A 17,089-nucleotide genomic window follows, 5' to 3' on the forward strand; every position below is an offset into this window, starting at 1 on the left:
TCCTTATCTGCGCCGGCTGCTGATGTTCGGCGCGCGTGCCGTTGTTGTTGAGGGAAGCCGTTAAAAGGCTGGGAGACGGGCGCACGAAAGGGTATCGTCGCCTTAACTATGAGCCTAGGTGCCGCCACGCGATGCACGATCGCTCTTGAGTTCGATAATGGCGATGGGAGTGTGGGGAAGAAGGTTGAGGTCATGCGGTTTCACAGGACCGTAGAAGATAAGACACCCGGAGACAGTCGGACTGTCACTCGCCGAAGGCAAGTCATTGCTCAATTGTGTGCAGCAGGAGTTCTTGGTCGGGCAGATCGAACGTTTTTGTGCGTCGCGTAGATCTCGTGTGGGCTGCGGCCGACAACGGCGCCTGCACGATAGTCATTGCTCGGAGCTGAAGACCCCGCTGGGAAGGGCTTTTTATTGCCACGAACGATGGAAGGCATGCAATTGTGGTGCTGAAGGATCGAGATATGTTTGTCCGCTCAAGAACTACCTGACGGAGGCAAGCACCGGTGAACTGCAATGGCTGCACGCGGAGCTTGGCGCCACGATGCCCTATCGGCAAGCCTAGGTCGTGATGGACCTTCTGCTACCCACCGCAGGTCGCGACAATCATGTAACCATCCGCAACCACGCCGTGGTCATCGGGACATCGATACAGCACGCACGACCGGTGCGTCGGTGGTGCGAGACGGAAAAACCGATCACGGAGCTCGGCATTCACGTCGCCTATGTCCGTCGCGCACGTTGCAATCGCAAAGGTTCGGCCAAGGAAAATCGCGCGGAAGCCGGAAGCCGGAAGCCGGAAGCCGGGAACCGGTCATCGCCGATCGCGGTCGTCGTTGCTGCTGTGGGCCACGTCGGTGAACGAATGCAAGCCTTCGAGGTGTGGGAAGCTGTGACCGGACACTCAATGCCAGATCGCCTTGCTGCATAACACAGGATTCCTTCCGTTATTGGCTTCGCTCGCGCGACATCAGGTAACGTGACAGTACCCTCCGACGTCCTTTGGCAGTTCACCAGGCCTATCTTTGACTACCTCTCGCCGAGCGCACTGGTACAAGGTCATTGGCGCGCTCTGCGGAAGGACCTGGTTTTCTCGGCGCTGTCATGCATGGCTGCGGCGGTTTCATAGTTCCCGTGAGCCGCGTCGTCGGTGCGTCTCGGAAGACCAACCCGGATAGTTCGGCTCGTCAATGGTTCTATGAGGGCTTGAATGAGCAGGTCATTACCGTTTGATGTCTACCATGCATTACTGCAGCGTGACCTGCTTCACCACCTCGGCTCGGACACGACCGATGTCTCAGTGTTTAGAAAAGAGGTCGCGTTGACGAGCGTAAGCCCACGTGGTCGGGCGTAGTGGCCCTCCGGCTTCGCGTCGCGTTGCCACGACCCCGCCATAGGACATGTCGGTGCTGGATTGAGCAGAAGCGTTCGCGTCATCTTGCATCGCCGACCGCGCAAACGGCTGTGCACGCTGCTGCGCATCCTGTGCGTTCGTAATGCTCGCCGATGCAAACAAGAAGGCGCCGACCGCGGTCACAACAAAAGCTGATTTCATTTCTATACTCCCTGCATGATGTTTGCTGGCCTGAGTCCTTTCCTCGGCACGTGATGAGTTCGAAAGGGTTGCTCCCGCCTACCGCGTACGTTCCGACCGGCGGCGCTCCAAAGAAGCGTGTGCCGCACCGACCGTGGTGCAGCTATGCCCGCACGACGGGGCAGGTAACATCTGATGAATCGCTTGCCGTACTATCTGGCCAGCTAACGGCCGCCAAAAACCGCGGGCGGTGCGTGGCAAACGCGATGCAGGTTTTCACCACTTCTGCTTCTGTTATAGGCCGCGGGTTCTGAATTGACAAATGTTTCGGGTTCGTGTGTCGTTCCGCCGAATATTTCGACTGTTGTTCCTAGTGCCCGCCCTGGCGGCAGGATTTAACTGTAATTCCCATTGTTTAAGGACTTGCAATCCAAATGGTTATTCCGTTCGTATGCATCCGTAACGCCCAGACCGTCAGGACGCCTCCAATCGACCATCATCGTTTGCAGCGATAGTCACATCGGGCGTACCTGAACCAGAGGAAGCGGCCGAACAAGAGCAACACTATCCGCCCCGCTACTAAACGGCGGAATATCCGAGACGATCGGGTTCCGGTTCTAATCGGCCTACTTCACGAACATCGGAAGAGTGGTCGGCCTGGAGAATCACGCATCTGTGTCGACGATTCGAAGATGGTCGGATCGGAGATGGCTCTTCTTGCCTCTAGATAGGCTTCGTTAAAGCGGCTCCTGAATCAGGCGCGCTTGTAGTTAACCCTGCTGCTGCCCTCCACTCTTCAAGAACCCGCTCGAGTGCCTCGAAAGTTATCGGTTTATGAATATAGCCGTCGAATACCGCAAAGTCGTTGGCTTCAAGGTCAACGCGACCGGTCATCGCTACCATATAGGCATCCTGCGAAGCGCCCTCGCTTCGCAGTCCCTCGCACGCAATTCTGCCATCCCCATCTGGCAACTCCACGTCGGCGAGGATGAAATCGAAGGGTTGAGAATAGGCAAGCGCTCGCGCGGTGACACAGTCGTGCGCGACGGTCGCCGAATGCCCGATTTTTTCGACGAGAGCGGCGAGGCTGACGGCGAGGTCACGGTCATCGTCCAAAATAAGGATCTGCATCATTTTTCCTGGAATAAACGATGTGGGCAGGATCTGCGCGTTTGAAGCACTGGCGCAAGGAGATGCCAGGACGCGGCCGTGATGTCTTGGTTGTCACGCGGGCTTTCTGTGACAGTGGGGCGGCCGGCCCACCCGATATACTCGCTCGAAAGAATGTAGAAATGTGCACAACCTACGAAGCAGATCTTTCAACCGGTACGACTTATTTTGCTTCTATCCAGTCCTGTTTTTCGGCTATAAGCCAGGCATCTTCAGAAATATTTGTGCCGACAACTAAGCGGATCGACTGGCAATTTCCAGCAGACGCTGGACCCCAACATCGTGTTGTCGCCACATTAACGGATGAAGCGCATCGCGGACATAATCATCGCGAGAACGGAAAGGTTGGGAATGCGAGCGAGTATCCGCGATGGATGGAAGGCAATGTATTGGGTTCGATTTAAGCCAGCCGTGAACTGCACACCTACGACGCCGTTGCTCAGCGATGTGGGCTTCGAGTGGTCTGGAAAGGTCGCTTCCAAGCAAACGTCACATTTCGTCGACAACAGTTTGCTGCCCTCGGCAGTACCATTCGTCGATGTAGATTACCGATTACAATGATCGACCGCAGTGCATCGGTAGGGCTTTGGTGGCGATCCTCGGTGCGTTCATCCCCCCCTACAAAACTACAAGAGGCAGCAACCGGCTAGTTTGAGGCATTCGACACTTGATTCAGGACCGTCGACAATCGACGGGCTCAAGTCGGTATCGTAGGGACCCGTACCGGAGACGCCAAGGCGCTATTTCCATACGCACTGAAGATCGCAGCGGTTCGCAGGATTTCGCCGCGCGATTTGGAATTTTTTGACTTGCACGAGCCTGTAGTTGCCGTTTCAGTCGGGCTTACTCTGCTGGGCACTCCAGGTTGCCGCGTCATCTGGATATGATGGAGCTTCAGTCACATGGGTTATTGCGCATCTCAAATGGTCCGATACTCCTCACCCTTCATGCGACAGCAACGTGCGGCGTTCACCTCAGCTGTCAGCGTTATAGCGCTGCTGCTGTTCGCCGTGCCGGGCTGTACCATCACGCCACCGTCTGAATCAATTGCGGCGACTAGCCAACCCGTGGTCAGTCAGTCAATTGCTGCACCAACGAAACGGCAGGATATCGCCGCGCTTGAGCAATATCGCATTCGCGTGGCCCGACGCATCCTTGAGCGCAATCCGTCACTCGTGCTGCACGGGACGCCACAGGCGATGCTGCGCTCCGTGGTGGTGGTTACATTCACTGTGGACAGCGAAGGAATGATCTCGTCGTCTGCGGTCTATCGGACGAACGGTGATCCAGGCGCCGAGCGAGTTGCCCTTGCTGCCTTGCACCGCGCATCGCCCTTGCCACAACCGCCGACAGACCTCCTGGACGCGCGCGGCCATCTAGAACTGATGGAAGATTGGCTATTCAATAACAACGGCAAATTCCAGCTTCACGAGTTTGCTTCACCGCAAGCGAAGACCATACCCTGAAGCGGTCACCGACGTTCTATCCTACCGCGCGGGATCTGTGATTTATTTCACCGGCAATGTCGGCACGATAGGGACGCTGTCAGGGTGAGCTCCAAGACGGGCCTCAAAGTGATCCTTCTAAAGCTATCGGCCCGGCGGACTTGCTGTGGTTTCACGTTTTACAACTTTTTAAGCAATTCGCGTAGGGCGTCGACTTGAGGGCTCGTCGAGCCGTCCTCTAGGAAGTCAGCCAGGTCAACAATGCGTGGTTCGCCGCCAGACGCTGCATTGGGGATGTGGCGAACTTTAACTGCAGCGCCTAGTGCAAACGTCTGCAAATCCCACCGATCTCCATTGGAACTTCGGTAAATCTCTATTATTGTGACGGAGGGGGACGGACCGATGTCGGCAATAGCAGAATCGGGCAAAGAGCCTTTATACGTACGGGTAATCGAGAAGAATTTTTCGCGGGAGGCTGCCACTGCATTCCCGGCTGCCGAACAAGCCACTTGCTGCGCATCCGTATCATCATAGTCTTCGATATTGGGACCGCCAGAAAAACTCAAGGGATCAGGCTCTGAACGCAACACTACCAGGTTAGCGTCAAGCATAGACTTCCAGATCGCTATCTCCTGAAGAGCGGTTTCTAAAGTTGATATCCATTCCTTTCTAGCATTATCCAGACTAGTTCTGCGATCCATGCTATCTCCCTAGATCAGTCTTTGCCATGTTTGCCAGAGGACGACGATCCGAAGCGGTGTGATGACGGAGGCTTCATGATTTCGGGTTTACCGCCATAACACCTGATCAGCGCGATCATCGGCATCGAGACACCACGGTTGATAAACGCATATTGTTAAAGCGCCTGGGTCGGATCCATCAGTTTAAGGCCGATAACGCAAGATAACAAAACATTGAAGGTCACGATTGCCTGTTGTGATGAACGGCGACTCGGTCGTGTGCGGCTGATCGGAATCAGGCGGAAACCCGCCAGCAAGAGACCATCGACGTTAGTGGCAAGATCGTCAACAATCAACGCATCGAGCGTTAGGTCATGAACACGACAAAAAGGCACTAGCGCAGATAGACAAAAATGTAAATGAGCTAATCAGCAACGTAGCTGAGCAAGGCGCGCATTTACCGAAAAGCGACGTTCGAGTCGGTGGCTTTGGAGATTCGGATGGCCTTCCAGAATCGCGATTGCTCTTGTCCTCGGCGACGTAAAGCGCACTACATGCGTCCCCGCCGACTTTCAGCACCTAGACTTCTTTCCAGCACCCGCGACCGCGCGCCGTGCCAAGGCAAGTCTCTAGGACCCGACTGTAACCCGTTCCTCGAAAATCTCGTGCAGCAGCGTTAGGAACGCCCGGACAGCCGGGTTGGCCCGGCGACTTCCCGGCCAGATCGCCGTAATATTGTGCTGCTCAACGGCAAAGTCGGACAGGATCGGGACTAGTTCGCCGCGTGCCACATAGGCCGCTGCAATAAATGTCGCGCTGATGCCGATACCGCCGCCCGCTGCAAGCGCTGCGACCACCGCATCGCTGACGTCGACGACGATAGTGGAGGGTGGCACGATCTCCACCACCCGATCGCCAATCCGAAAGGGCCATCGGAAGACTTGTCCGGTGCTCTGATAACGGAGGTTGACGGTGTCATGCCCCTCCAACTTGTCCGGGTGCTCAGGTGTACCGCGCGCAGCCAAATAGCCCGGCGACGCATAGGCACAAAGCCGGAGCGGCCCAAGGCGCCGGGATAAGAGCCGCGAGTCTGGCAGATCGCCGATTCTCACCGCGACATCAATCCCCTCTTGAATGATATCGACGATCTGATCGTTAAGTCGTAGGTCGATCGTCACCTTGGGGTAACGGCTGCGAAACGCAGGCAGCGCCGGGGCGATCACGTGGATGCCGATAGGTAGCGGCGCGGCGATCCGCAAGGCACCTGATGGCTCCGAGCGCGCTGTGATCGCCACCTGCTCGATCTCTTCCGCGTCACGCAGCAGTTTAAGAGCGCGCTCGTGCAAGTCGCGGCCCTCTGGCGTCAGCGTCAAAGAGCGGGTGGTCCGGGTGAAAAGCGTTATCCCCAGCCGTTGCTCCAGCCGCTGAACGCTCTTGCTGACAGCCGAGGGCGAAACCGAGAGCGAACGAGCAGCGGCAGTGTAGCTGCCCATCGATCCAGCTCTTGCGAACGCAATCAAGCCGGTAAGACGTTCTAAACCTATTTGTTCCATCATGGCACTACTGAAGCGAATCGAGCTCTCATTATCAACGTAATCGGGCCCGGGTATATTCAAATTGTCGGGCAGGTTGGCGCCCCAAGCGCAACTGCCGACGGCCGATGGGTCCATTCCATCAGGCGCCAATATTGAACGGCAACTCCGCCGTGGGCCGTGGCGGCGCCGCTAACATAGGGGAAAAAGGCGATGACGACAGACATGATGAAGGCAGTTCGCCAGCACGAGTTCGGTGGCCCCGAGGTGCTGTGCTACGAGGACGCACCAAAGCCCGAGCTCAGTGTGGGCGAAGTGCTCGTTCGCGTACACGCGGTCGGCCTCAATCCCCCAGACTGGTACCTGCGTGATGGATACAAGATGCTGCCGCCAGAGTGGCAGCCGCAGGTGTCCTTTCCTATCATTATCGGGACGGACGTGTCGGGCGTCGTCGAGGCGGTCGCCCCTGATGTCACGGACTTCTCCGTTGGCGATGAGGTTTACTCGATGGTTCGCTTTCCCAGCGGCCTTGCGGGGACCAGTAAAGCCTATGCCGAGTACGTCAGCGCGCCGGTGTCAGAAATTGCACTCAAACCGGGCGGCATCGATCACGTGCATGCAGCCGGAGCACCGATGTCATTGCTCACCGCGTGGCAGTTCATGATCGAGTTGGGACACGATGAACCGAACCCGCTTCAGCCGAACACGCATGAGCCGGTGCCGCTTGGAGGCAAGACGGTCCTGGTCAACGGCGCCGCCGGAGGCGTGGGGCATTTCGCGGTGCAACTTGCCAAGTGGAAGGGCGCGCGAGTGATCGCAGTGGGATCTGGCAAGCACGAGGCGTTCTTGCGCGACCTCGGCGCCGACGAATTCATCGACTACACAAAGACTGCTCCCGAGGATGTCGTCCGTGACGTCGATCTCGTCATCGACGCGGTCGGCGGTCCGACCACCGGTCGTTTCCTGCACACGCTCAAGCGTGGCGGCGCTCTGTTTCCGATCTTCCCCCTAGGCTTTTGTGTCGCCGAAGAGGCCGGGAAGCTCGGCATCAAAGTCTCGACCGTGCAGGTCCGCTCGAGTGGCGCGCAACTAAAGGAACTGGGGCGCCTGCTTCATGACGGCACTATCCGCGTTGCGATCGATAGTACATTTCCGCTTGCCGAAGCTTGCCAGTCGCACGAGCGAGCCGCCCGCGGGCACATCCAGGGAAAGATCGTCCTCGCGGTCGCATAAGAAAAAGCCGGGTTCTGATCGGAGACGCCACCGTGCCAAACGACCCTCAGCTTCACCACCTTTACCAGGCGGGCATCGCAGCTGCGAATGCCCTGTGAGCCCAAGCGGCATGTGCTTCGTCAGCGCCAATGGTTGGCAGGATGAAGCTGCGGATACTCGCCGGTACCATCGACCCAATCGACGGTACCGAGTCGCTCATGACACTACGAGACGCTCAATGACAACAATCAAGGACGCCGTTGAGGACCTGCTAAACAACCAGCAATTGACGGCAGAGGAGGCGGTCGACCGGCACTTCGACCCTGCCTTCCGCCAACGCACAAACGGAAGCTGGGAGGACCGTGCCAGGGTCCTCGCGCGTATCGTTGACCTCAGAAGGATGGTCGAGCACGCCACGGTCACCGTTCTGGACGAACTCACCGACGGCAACCGCTATGCAGAACGGCACATCGTCGATTTGGTGCAACGGAACGGAACCCGAACCCTGCTTGAAGTGTTCGTTTTCGCGGAGCTTGGCTCCGACGGGCGCTTCGTCCGAATTGAGGAGACGACCCAGATATACGAAGAAACTTGAGCCGCGCCATTCCGTCATACCAGTCGTATGGCGGAGGTGCGAGTCGGAGGCGGCCTGAAGTCTATGCTTAAAGCCGGTGACCAACCGGTTCCAAGCAAGCTACTACAGGAAAACTTATCTTCGTATCGGAGAAGTAACCGAAGGCGGCCACGAACAATATCGGCTGAGCGTGGATCTTCTGAGGGCGGACGATTTGTGCGTCATCAGTCTCGATTTCACCTTGCTTGACGCTGCAGCAAACGGCGGTAAAGCGGGCGAAGCCGGAATCAGCTTGTCGATCACCGGGTATGCCGCGCTTGTATTAGGCAGGTACACCCCTTTCGCGTTTAGCGGAGAAATGATTACGTCAGACGTCGACGAAATAGCAGATCGCATTCGGCGACTCGATACGGGTGCAAGTGTCCGGTACGTCATGCGAACACGCATTGAATAACACCGCTTTGCAACGCGCGCTTTCTAAATCGCTCTGATAGGTTAGGGCGAACGAAAAACATCTTAGCCCGCAAGGGCGCTGCTCCTGAGGGGGAATTAGCGCTCAAGCGGCAACCAATGCCCGCTTCGCTGTATCGCAAACAACTCGCTTCTCCGCATGGTGTTAGCTTGATGAGGTGACGCGGCAAATCGCGGCGCCGGTTCAGCAAGGGTCTATGACCTGCGCGCGCATGAATGTTTCTCGGAACATCGCTGGACGCACGCCATGCGATCGATGAACCGGGGTGAACCGGCACCGCGAATCACGTCCCCGGATGCGGCATGTTCTGCACCATCAGCATCTGTGGATTCGACAGCGGGATTTCGGCGGCGCGCAGCCGCTTCAGTATCTCGAATAACAACTCACTCTTTACCGACCCCGAAATGCGCGGACTGCTGACATAGCCGGTTACGCTCAACGTGATGCCGTCCGGTGTCAACTGGCTGAAGGTGACCGAAGGCGCGGGCTTATCAAGTATCGCTGCATGCTCGTCAAACGCGCTGAACAGGATGTCGCGGATCTGTTCGGGGTCGGTGTTCAGCGGGAACGTGAGCATCGTAAGCGGTCAACGAACCCGCCCGTTGCGGTGTTAGGTCAGATAGGTTAGCGATTAAACGGTCGGCTTACGAGCGGGCGTGCCAAGCTTCCACGGCAGCAATGCTTCGTAGTCGTCGGCGACTTTTGCGTACGGCAACGCCTTGAACAGATCGACCAGATACCGATATATATCAATGTCGTTGGCCTTGCAGGTTTCGATCAGCGAGTACAGGTTGAGACTTGCCTTGGCGCCCGCCACCGTGTCACTAAAGAGCCAATTTTTTCTTCCGACGACAAACGGTCTGATTGAATTTTCGCATGCGTTGTTACAAATCGGCCAAGCTTCATTTTCGACGTAACGCATCAACTTTGGCCACTGATTGCCAAGATAGCCCAGTGCCTGCCCAAGCTTTCCGCTGGGCAGCGTCGTCTCCAGGTGCTGATCCAGCAAGTCTTTGATCTGCCCGAGCACCACGCGGCTATAGCGCCGGCGTAGGCGTGCGCATCGGTGTGGCGCTTTACGTGCGCGGGCTTCTGCCGCATACAGCTTGCCGATCAGATGAAGAAACTGCGTGGACGGCTGGTGCATTGCGCGCGCCTCTTTCGGCAGCACCTCCTGGGCTTCCACGAAATAGCGTCGCGCATGACTCCAGCAGCCCAAGTGCACCAGAGCGTTCTTCTTCGCGATGAGATCGTACACAGGGCCGCCGTCGCTCATCAACGCCGCCCCCTCGCGCATTCCCACCCACAGCTTGTCGCCATGTTCGACATGATGTCCGGGCGCATAGCTAAACAGTCGCACCGGAGGTGGTCCGACACCGTTCATTTGCACCCAGACCGCGCTTTTGGACTGCGCCGCACGCCCGGACTCCTTAAGCACCTGGACGTTGGTCTCGTCGGCATGGCCCACGGCGCTCTCCAGCAGCACATCGCGCATCAGGTTGATCACCGGTTGAACTGCTTGACCAACACGGATCACGCACGCGGCCAGTGTGTTGCGCGAGATATCGCCGCCAAAGCGCCGCAGCAGCGCCGCGATCCGGTACAACGGCAAAGCGTCCATGAACTTCGACAGGATGATCCACGCCAGCGCCGCTTCCGTGAACAGTCCCTTCGCAATGATGCGCAGCGGCGCCGGGGCGACCTTCAGGCTGCGGTCGCAGACCTTGCACGCATACTTGACCCGTTCGTGACGGATCACGCGAATCTGCTGCGGCACGATGTCCAGCTGCTCGCTGACTTCGACGCCGATCTCGACCAGCTCCGAGCCGTCGTGCGGGCAAACCAGTTGGTCCGCAGGCAATTCGTATCGAACCACCTCGCGCGGCAGCGCCGCATCGAGCGGACGGCGACCGCCTTTCTTGCGTTTGTGCGCGGCTACCTCGATCTCCGGCCGGTCTTCCTGCGCGGGCTGCGTCGCCGGCGTCGGGGCAAGCTGCTCCGCTTCATTGAGGAACAGGTCCCCCTGGCGGGCGTCGCGCTTCTCACTACTCGCACCGAACAGCTTGCGCATCATGAGCTTCAGCTGTTCCTTCACGAGGTCGCGCTCAGCCTTTGTCACACGTAGCTCGCCGCGCAGTGCATCGCGTTCGGCAAATGCCGCATCACGCGCGGCGATGAGTGCATTCAATTCGTCAACAGTGATCGTGAGGTGTTCGCGGGTCATGCAACCACTCTAACGAATCACCGGCCGCAATGGGTTTACCTCAATTTGTAACAGTCACCGTCGCGTCTTCGCGACCATTCACGCCCTCGCATAGCGACGCTCGGGGTGCTTGCGCATCGCCGCAAGATCGATACCCTCGAGCAGCCATTGAAATTGCTCGACGCTCAGCTCGACCACCTCGCCGTTGCGGGGCCACGCAAAACGGTCAGCCTCAAGCCGTTTCATCATTAGCCAAAATCCATTGCGCTCATAAAGCAGCAGCTTTATACGGTCGGCACGCTTGTTGCGAAATCCGTACACCGCTCGGGCGAAGGGATCACGCTTCATCGACTGCTCAACGAGCACTGACAAGCCGTTGATGCTCTTGCGAAAATCAACCGCGTCGCGATGTAGATAAACTTTTAGACTTTGGTCGAAGTGGAACACGACGTCCTCCCCAACGAATCCATCATTGCCATCAGCAGATCGACATCGCCGCTCGTGCACAACAGCTCGACATTCACGCCATTGGGCAGATGTGCCCACAACCGTGCGCGCGGCGCCAATGGACTGGCAGGCGTTGCCGCCACCTTCACCTCAACGAACGCCAAGTCCACTCCCGGTGGTTCGCTCGACTTCTCCGCGGTGATCCGGGGCTTCCCAGAACCAGCCGAGCGTGCTCGCATGTCTCGCCTAACTTTGTACAAATGTTGCTTGCTCAGCCCATGCTCACGCGCATATGCCGAAAGCGTCTTACCCTCACGCTGCGCGGCTTCAATGTGCGCCATCGCATGCTCGCCAATCTTCTTTCCACCATCATTCATATAGCCACCCTCAGCCTGCTGAAAATGCTACATGCTCCTCTATTCAATGCCTGGCGCAAGGGGCGTGCTTGACCGATCGCTTACTGAGCATCAGCGTCGCGACGCCCTGCGTGGTGTTGCCCATCGTCACGTTGCGCAGGTTCTGCGAGATCAGCTGCGAGTTCGGCACGATCACGGTGGACCGGTCGCTCAGTTGGATTTCGGTCGCGCGCACGTTGATGCGCCGGATATCGCCTTCCACGCCGCTGATGCTGATCATGTCGCCGACCTTCACCGGCCGCTCAGTCAACAGGATCAGACCCGACACGAAGTTCTTGACGATCTCCTGCAACCCGAAGCCGATCCCCACCGACAGCGCACTGACGATCCACGCGAGGTTGTTCCATTTAACTCCGAGCAGCGACAACACGAGCAGCACCAGCAGCACGTAGCCCAGATTGCTGAACAGCGTGACCAACGACATCCGCATACCGGGGTCCATCCCGCTCTTCGGCAGCAGCTCGGCATCGAGCCAGCGGCGCACGGCCCGCAGCAGATAAGCGCCGACCACTAGCGCGATCGCGGCGTTCAGGATGTGCTCTGGCACGATGTTCAGACGATTCAGCCGCCCCGTGTCGAACGCGCCGAGCAGGCTCGTCAGCAGGTCGCCCGGCGTCGTGCCGAAGCCGCCTGTGAACAGCGCGAACACGGCGATCAGCATCAGCAGGCTCGTGCCGACGCCGGACAGGATCGTTGACACCTGGTCGAGATGCATGTCGGTCAGGCCGAACAGATGTTTGATCGCGCGGCCACTCGCTTGCTGGTTGGAAAAGAGGCTTTCGCAAGCGTCTTTGGTCAATTGCGTCAGCAGGTACCCGGTGCACAGCACGATGTCAAACCACACCAGCTCGTACGTGAGGAATCGCGCAATCGAGATGTAGCCGATCAGCAGCGCGCCCAGGGACACAACGATGATCAAAGTGACGCCCGCGTAAATCAGCCCGGCAAGCGTCGAGCGCGCCTCGGGCGCTTCGCCCGCGGCGGCGAGCGCCGAGCGGACGCGGTTCGAGCGCACCAGCGACAGGCCGATCGTCAGCACCACGACGAGCGACACGATACCGCGTCCGAACAGCGTGACCTGCAGGCTTGTATCGACAGTGCGATTCAGTTGCTCAAGCGTGCCGGACAACATCAGCAGCCCCGCAAGCCATGCGACGAACGGCCTCATCGCGCGCGCGACCGGATCGGCGATCGCGGGCAGGCGCCACGACGGATGCCGCGTGCATAATAGCGCGCGGCCGAGGCCGGCGATCAGCGCACAGGTCATCGCGAGTTTCGCGACCGCGTCGGCGAGCTCTTCGAGCGGTGGCGGCAGGTCCGCGTGGCGCGTCAGCGCGAAATATGCGAGCTGCACCGCGACAGCGGTCGTGGCCACAGTTGCGAGCGATGTCGACAGCGCGAGCGCACTGCGCCGCAGTCGCCCCTCCGGCAAGTGGTGCAGGCATACGTACGCCACCCCCCGCTCGACCTGCTGGCGCCCCGCCGCCCAGACCGCGAGCGCGATCAGCAGAGACAGCACGGTCACGAACTTCTGTCCCGGCTGCCAGACCGATTTCAGCACCGGTGCGACTTCGTCGCCGAACGCGCTCAGACTCTCCTGATCGTCCGGATTCGGCCGGAACAGCGGCGACCAGAACTGCGGGGCGAGGATACTGCCCGAGCGGAACGCGAGCTGGCTCTTCAACAGCCCATGCTCAAGTCGCGCAATCTGCGCGTTCAGGTTCGCGAGATTGGTCTTGCCGTCGGCGGCCTGCTTGATCTCTGCATTGAGTTGCGCCTTGCGCGTGTTGAGATCGGTTCGCTGCTGCGCGACCGACGCCGTTTCCGGCGTCGCGCCGGCGGCCGGCGGCGGACCGAGCACATCCAGTTGCGCCTGTAGTTGCGCGCGTTGCGGTAGCAGCGCGGCAATCAGTTTGTCGGTGTCGTCGGCGAGCTGCCTAGTGGCGTCGTCAAGGCCCGACAGCTGCTTAAAGCTCGTCGCGGTGGAGGCCTGCTGCTTGATACGGTCCTGTGCGCGTTGCAGCCGTTTCAGTTCGGCTTGCGCGTCGTCGTCCGACAGTATGACGGGAGTAGGTATCGCGACGGTCGAGGCGGCAGGTGTATCGTCGTCGACCGCCGTGCTCTTTGCAGGACTGGCGAATGCGACGTCTGCAACGTCAGGCAGTAGCGCCGGAGTCAGGATGAGCGCCGCGACGAGCGCGGCGCGAGATACGAACTTTAGCGACATATCCAGAATGGCTCACAGTGCATGGTGTAGGCCGGGTGACAGCGTTCGGCAACGTCATAGCTTGCCATACCCGCTCGCCGTGCTTCAGAGCCGGACCGTTCCGGGCAGCGTCGCGCCCCGTGTTTGCGAAAGTCGTAGGGGCAATAAAAATGGCCAGTGTCAAAAGTTTTGTCTGAATGTGGGTCGCATCAGAAGGCTATATAACGTCAATAAAAATTGACGTGAAGTCGTCTAGCACTGCTCGCTGTGCCTTATAAACTGATCGTTGGTCCGGACGACTTTGTGTCATTTGACACTGGTGGACTACTCGACGTCAAACTCTCGGCAAAGCAACCTGCGGCGCTTGGGCGAAGCGAGCGTGATGGATTTAGCCACCGACCTGCGCAGGCGACTTGGAGGGCAAGGTACGTAGTTGGCATTAAGCGAGCTGCCCGCGCCGGTATGATCGGCGGCAACTCAGCTCGCTGAGGCGTTAAGCGCGTACGTTACGACCTGAGGTGTACTGTCAACAGCGGACACTCTTTTCTTAAGCCGCCTGTTGTTGTTTGCTGAACGCTTCAGCAAACAACGCGGGCGGAACATAACCTAGGCGCGAGTGGCGCCGTTGGCGGTTATAAAAGCTTTCGATGTACTCCTGAATTACCGCCTTCGCATCGGCACGCGTGGCGTAGCGATGGTGATGTATCAGTTCGCTTTTTAGACTGCCCCAGAAGCTTTCCATCGGAGCGTTGTCAAAGCAATTCCCCTTACGCGACATTGAGGCCTGCATGCCGAATTGTTCAACCAGCTTCCGATAGTCATGAGCACAGTATTGACTTCCACGGTCCGAATGATGAATCAAGCCTTTCTCCGGGCGTTTGTTGCGCACAGCACGCCACAGGGCTTGCGCCCTGAGTCCTTGTGTCATGCGCTCACCCATGGCGTATCCAACCAACTCACAGGTGAAGACGTCCTTAATGCCGGCGACGTAGAGCCACCCCTCGTCGGTGGCACAATAGGTGATGTCTGTCACCCAGGCTTCGTTTGGCCGCGTTGGCGCAAACGTCTGGTTCAGCAGATTGTCGGCGACAGGCAAGTTGTGATTCGAATTCGTCGTGGCTTTGAATTTGCGCTTCTGCTTACAGCGCAGATTCAGCTCTCGGCGCAGGCGGGCGATGCGGTCGCGGCCGGCTATAAAGCCTTATGCCTCAAGCTCAGGCTGCACGCGTCGCGTGCCATAGGTCTCGCGGCTCTGCTTGTGCACAGCCTTGATGGCGACTTTCAGGCGTTCATCAACCTGCGCACGTGGAGACAGCTTACCTTTAGACCAGGCATAGAAGCCGCTGCGCGAAACCTCAAAGGCACGGCACAGGACAGCAATTGGATAATCGAGTCGCATCGTATTCATGACCGCGTATTTGGCAGCGACTCCTGCGCAAAATACGCTGCCGCTTTTTTTACGATATCTCGCTCCATCCTGGTCTCCGCCAGTTCCCTGCGTAGTCTGGCTACCTCGGCTTCTAATTCGGGAACCGTGCGACTGCCTGGCGCCGTCACGGCGCCATTGCCAAGCTTGGCTGCTTTGACCCAAGTGGCCAAAGTCCCCACCGGAATGGCAATTCGCTTCGCCGCTTCATCTAGCGTCAACCTCTGTGCAAGCACAAGCTTTACAGCTTCTTCACGAAGCTCTGGTGTGTATGTTCTTGGTTTCGTCATGTGTGCTCCCATTGATAAAGTTTATCAAAAAGGAGTGTCCGAAAAATTCAGGCTACCTCACCTGAGCCGTGGACGGCGCGGACCGCCACCACAGTTGAGCCTGCACAAGATCTTCAACTACATTCTGCAGGTGCTTTATATGGGATGCCAGTGGAAGACGCTGCCGATCGACAAGGATTGCGAGGGGCGTCCCGAAATCCATCACACCCGCGTCTACCGCGCGATGCGCCGCTGGCAGGCCGATGGTTGCATGGATGCCATCTTTGAGAGCTCGGTGAGCCGGCTTCATGATGATCAGCTGCTCGATCTGAGGGTCATTCACGGCGATGGCACGACAACGGCCGCGAAAAAAGGGGGCGACAATCTCGGCTACAGCGGTCACAAGCACCTGAAAAGCGACAAGGTCGTCGCCTTCTGTGATCGCAACTGCAACATCATCGCGCCATTCATATCCGCGCCTGGCAACCGCAACGAATCGCCCTTGCTGCGTGACGCGCTACCCCGACTCAGGCAGATCGCGCGTGCCATCGGGATGGATTTGCAAGGCACGACAGTCAGCCTGGATTGCGTCTACGACTGCCGGGCTAACCGCAAGGCGATCTTCAACCGGAACATAATTCCCAATATTCCCGAAAACCCGCGCGCTCGCAAGGCAACAAAACGCGGTCGCAAGCAGCGCTTTGATCCGGCTATCTTCGAGGAGCGCTTCAGGACCATTGAGCGCGTTTTCGCCTGGGAAGACAAGTTCCGCCAGCTTCTACTGTGCTTCGAACGTCTCAGTGCAGTCCACTACGCGTTCAAGACACTCGCCTATACGATGATCAACCTGCGGCATTACTGCTGAGTCTCATCGCGTACCCCGAGGTTTTCCGGCGCCGCAGCGCGTCGCGTACTGTCACATGATTTATATCTGCATTCCTGATTATAATTACATTCGTGATGGTTTCATTACCACTCTTTTTCACAACGATCCTTTTAGCTCCACGTGCCCGAGCACGCGGCTCAATGTCTACCGCTTGCTCAGTACTGAAACGCGCAACCAGTTGGCTGTGTAAAGCTTTGATGCCGTCTGGAGCCCGAAAGTTCACGCCCCGATCGCAATGCGCAATCCGGTGCGCCAAGCCGCCCGATTCTCAGGGCACGATGTGGTTTCACGCGGCCATCGGACTCGTCCCGGAATTCGAAGAAAAGACGATTGGTCTTAGCACACGCCTGTATAACCATCCACTGCTGCAACGAAATTCGGGCCGAACTGAATTACCTCCGACTGCCTGCCGGACTTGACATCTGCCTTATCACTTGTGATGAGTACGGCGATCGCCGAGTAGGCAAGCTCGGCCCGCGCATACCCGTTAATCCACCCGGCGCAGACATCGCAAAATCGATGCGGCGTACGGCGTGAAATCGTGTCGCAACATGGGCAGCGAAGCGCTCGCAGCCTCTCCGGGTTGCAGGGTAAGGCCAATCAGAGGTACGTGGTAC

Annotated in this window: 13 protein-coding genes and 3 pseudogenes; 6 read left to right on the plus strand and 10 right to left on the minus strand. The window is 58.2% G+C overall.

Translation table 11 applies throughout. The features are described 5' to 3' along the window. Positions 1-108 precede the first annotated feature (108 nt). A pseudogene (locus AX768_RS32405) lies at positions 109-865 on the plus strand (ISKra4-like element ISBusp5 family transposase); the annotation flags it as partial. 432 nt (positions 866-1,297) lie between these two features. Here the strand turns inward: AX768_RS32405 and AX768_RS30870 are convergent. Then, positions 1,298-1,555 carry a hypothetical protein gene (locus tag AX768_RS30870; protein ID WP_062003998.1) on the minus strand — a complete coding sequence of 86 codons (258 nt, stop codon included), beginning with the start codon at positions 1,553-1,555 and terminating at the stop codon, positions 1,298-1,300. A 702-nt stretch (positions 1,556-2,257) separates the two neighbouring features. Then, positions 2,258-2,668: a response regulator gene (locus AX768_RS30875; protein ID WP_062003999.1), complete on the minus strand. Its 411-nt coding sequence runs from the start codon at positions 2,666-2,668 to the stop codon at positions 2,258-2,260. Between the two features lie 17 nt (positions 2,669-2,685). Here AX768_RS30875 and AX768_RS33145 point away from each other — a divergent pair, with 17 nt between their 5' ends. Further along, entirely contained in the window at positions 2,686-3,108 is a 423-nt protein-coding gene (locus tag AX768_RS33145; RefSeq protein WP_155524395.1) for a hypothetical protein, read from the plus strand. Between the two features lie 543 nt (positions 3,109-3,651). Next, entirely contained in the window at positions 3,652-4,170 is a 519-nt protein-coding gene (locus AX768_RS30885; RefSeq protein WP_062004001.1) for an energy transducer TonB family protein, read from the plus strand. Positions 4,171-4,328: 158 nt separating this feature from the next. On the opposite strand, the gene AX768_RS30890 is transcribed toward AX768_RS30885, so the two are convergent. Continuing rightward, positions 4,329-4,850, minus strand: coding sequence for a hypothetical protein (locus AX768_RS30890; RefSeq protein ID WP_062004002.1), 522 nt, complete (start codon positions 4,848-4,850; stop codon positions 4,329-4,331). 608 nt (positions 4,851-5,458) lie between these two features. Beyond that, entirely contained in the window at positions 5,459-6,385 is a 927-nt protein-coding gene (locus AX768_RS30895; RefSeq protein WP_062004119.1) for a LysR family transcriptional regulator, read from the minus strand. Between the two features lie 189 nt (positions 6,386-6,574). Between AX768_RS30895 and AX768_RS30900 the strand changes: the two genes are divergently transcribed. Both AX768_RS30900 and AX768_RS30905 read left to right on the plus strand, forming a co-directional pair. After that, a complete protein-coding gene (locus AX768_RS30900) occupies positions 6,575-7,594 on the plus strand; it encodes an NADP-dependent oxidoreductase (protein WP_062004003.1) in 1,020 nt (339 codons plus the stop codon). 217 nt (positions 7,595-7,811) lie between these two features. Then, entirely contained in the window at positions 7,812-8,168 is a 357-nt protein-coding gene (locus tag AX768_RS30905) for a hypothetical protein (protein ID WP_062004004.1), read from the plus strand. Positions 8,169-8,902: 734 nt separating this feature from the next. Here AX768_RS30905 and AX768_RS30915 read toward each other — a convergent pair. The 6 genes and pseudogenes from AX768_RS30915 to AX768_RS32410 form a co-directional block, all read right to left on the minus strand. After that, positions 8,903-9,196, minus strand: a pseudogene (locus tag AX768_RS30915) (DUF3772 domain-containing protein); the annotation flags it as partial. A gap of 54 nt (positions 9,197-9,250) precedes the next feature. Next, on the minus strand, positions 9,251-10,843 hold the full coding sequence (gene tnpC, locus AX768_RS30920; RefSeq protein ID WP_062004009.1) for an IS66 family transposase: 1,593 nt from the start codon (positions 10,841-10,843) through the stop codon (positions 9,251-9,253). Between the two features lie 78 nt (positions 10,844-10,921). Next, positions 10,922-11,269 carry an IS66 family insertion sequence element accessory protein TnpB gene (gene tnpB / locus AX768_RS30925; RefSeq protein WP_062004012.1) on the minus strand — a complete coding sequence of 116 codons (348 nt, stop codon included), beginning with the start codon at positions 11,267-11,269 and terminating at the stop codon, positions 10,922-10,924. Next, positions 11,245-11,646, minus strand: coding sequence for a hypothetical protein (locus AX768_RS33415; RefSeq protein ID WP_062003817.1), 402 nt, complete (start codon positions 11,644-11,646; stop codon positions 11,245-11,247). The genes tnpB and AX768_RS33415 overlap by 25 nt, the downstream gene beginning before the upstream one ends. 43 nt (positions 11,647-11,689) lie before the next feature. After that, a complete protein-coding gene (locus AX768_RS30935; protein ID WP_082779191.1) occupies positions 11,690-13,912 on the minus strand; it encodes a DUF3772 domain-containing protein in 2,223 nt (740 codons plus the stop codon). Between the two features lie 526 nt (positions 13,913-14,438). Continuing rightward, positions 14,439-15,607: pseudogene (locus AX768_RS32410) on the minus strand (IS3 family transposase). Between AX768_RS32410 and AX768_RS30955 the strand changes: the two are divergent. After that, the gene (locus AX768_RS30955) at positions 15,606-16,451 is read left to right on the plus strand and encodes a transposase (protein WP_231941655.1); all 846 of its coding nucleotides are present in this window, start codon (positions 15,606-15,608) and stop codon (positions 16,449-16,451) included. The pseudogene AX768_RS32410 and the gene AX768_RS30955 sit on opposite strands and share 2 nt — an antisense overlap. The last annotated feature ends 638 nt before the right edge of the window (positions 16,452-17,089 follow it).

The sequence above is a fragment of the Burkholderia sp. PAMC 28687 genome (assembly GCF_001577465.1).
Taxonomy (GTDB): domain Bacteria; phylum Pseudomonadota; class Gammaproteobacteria; order Burkholderiales; family Burkholderiaceae; genus Caballeronia.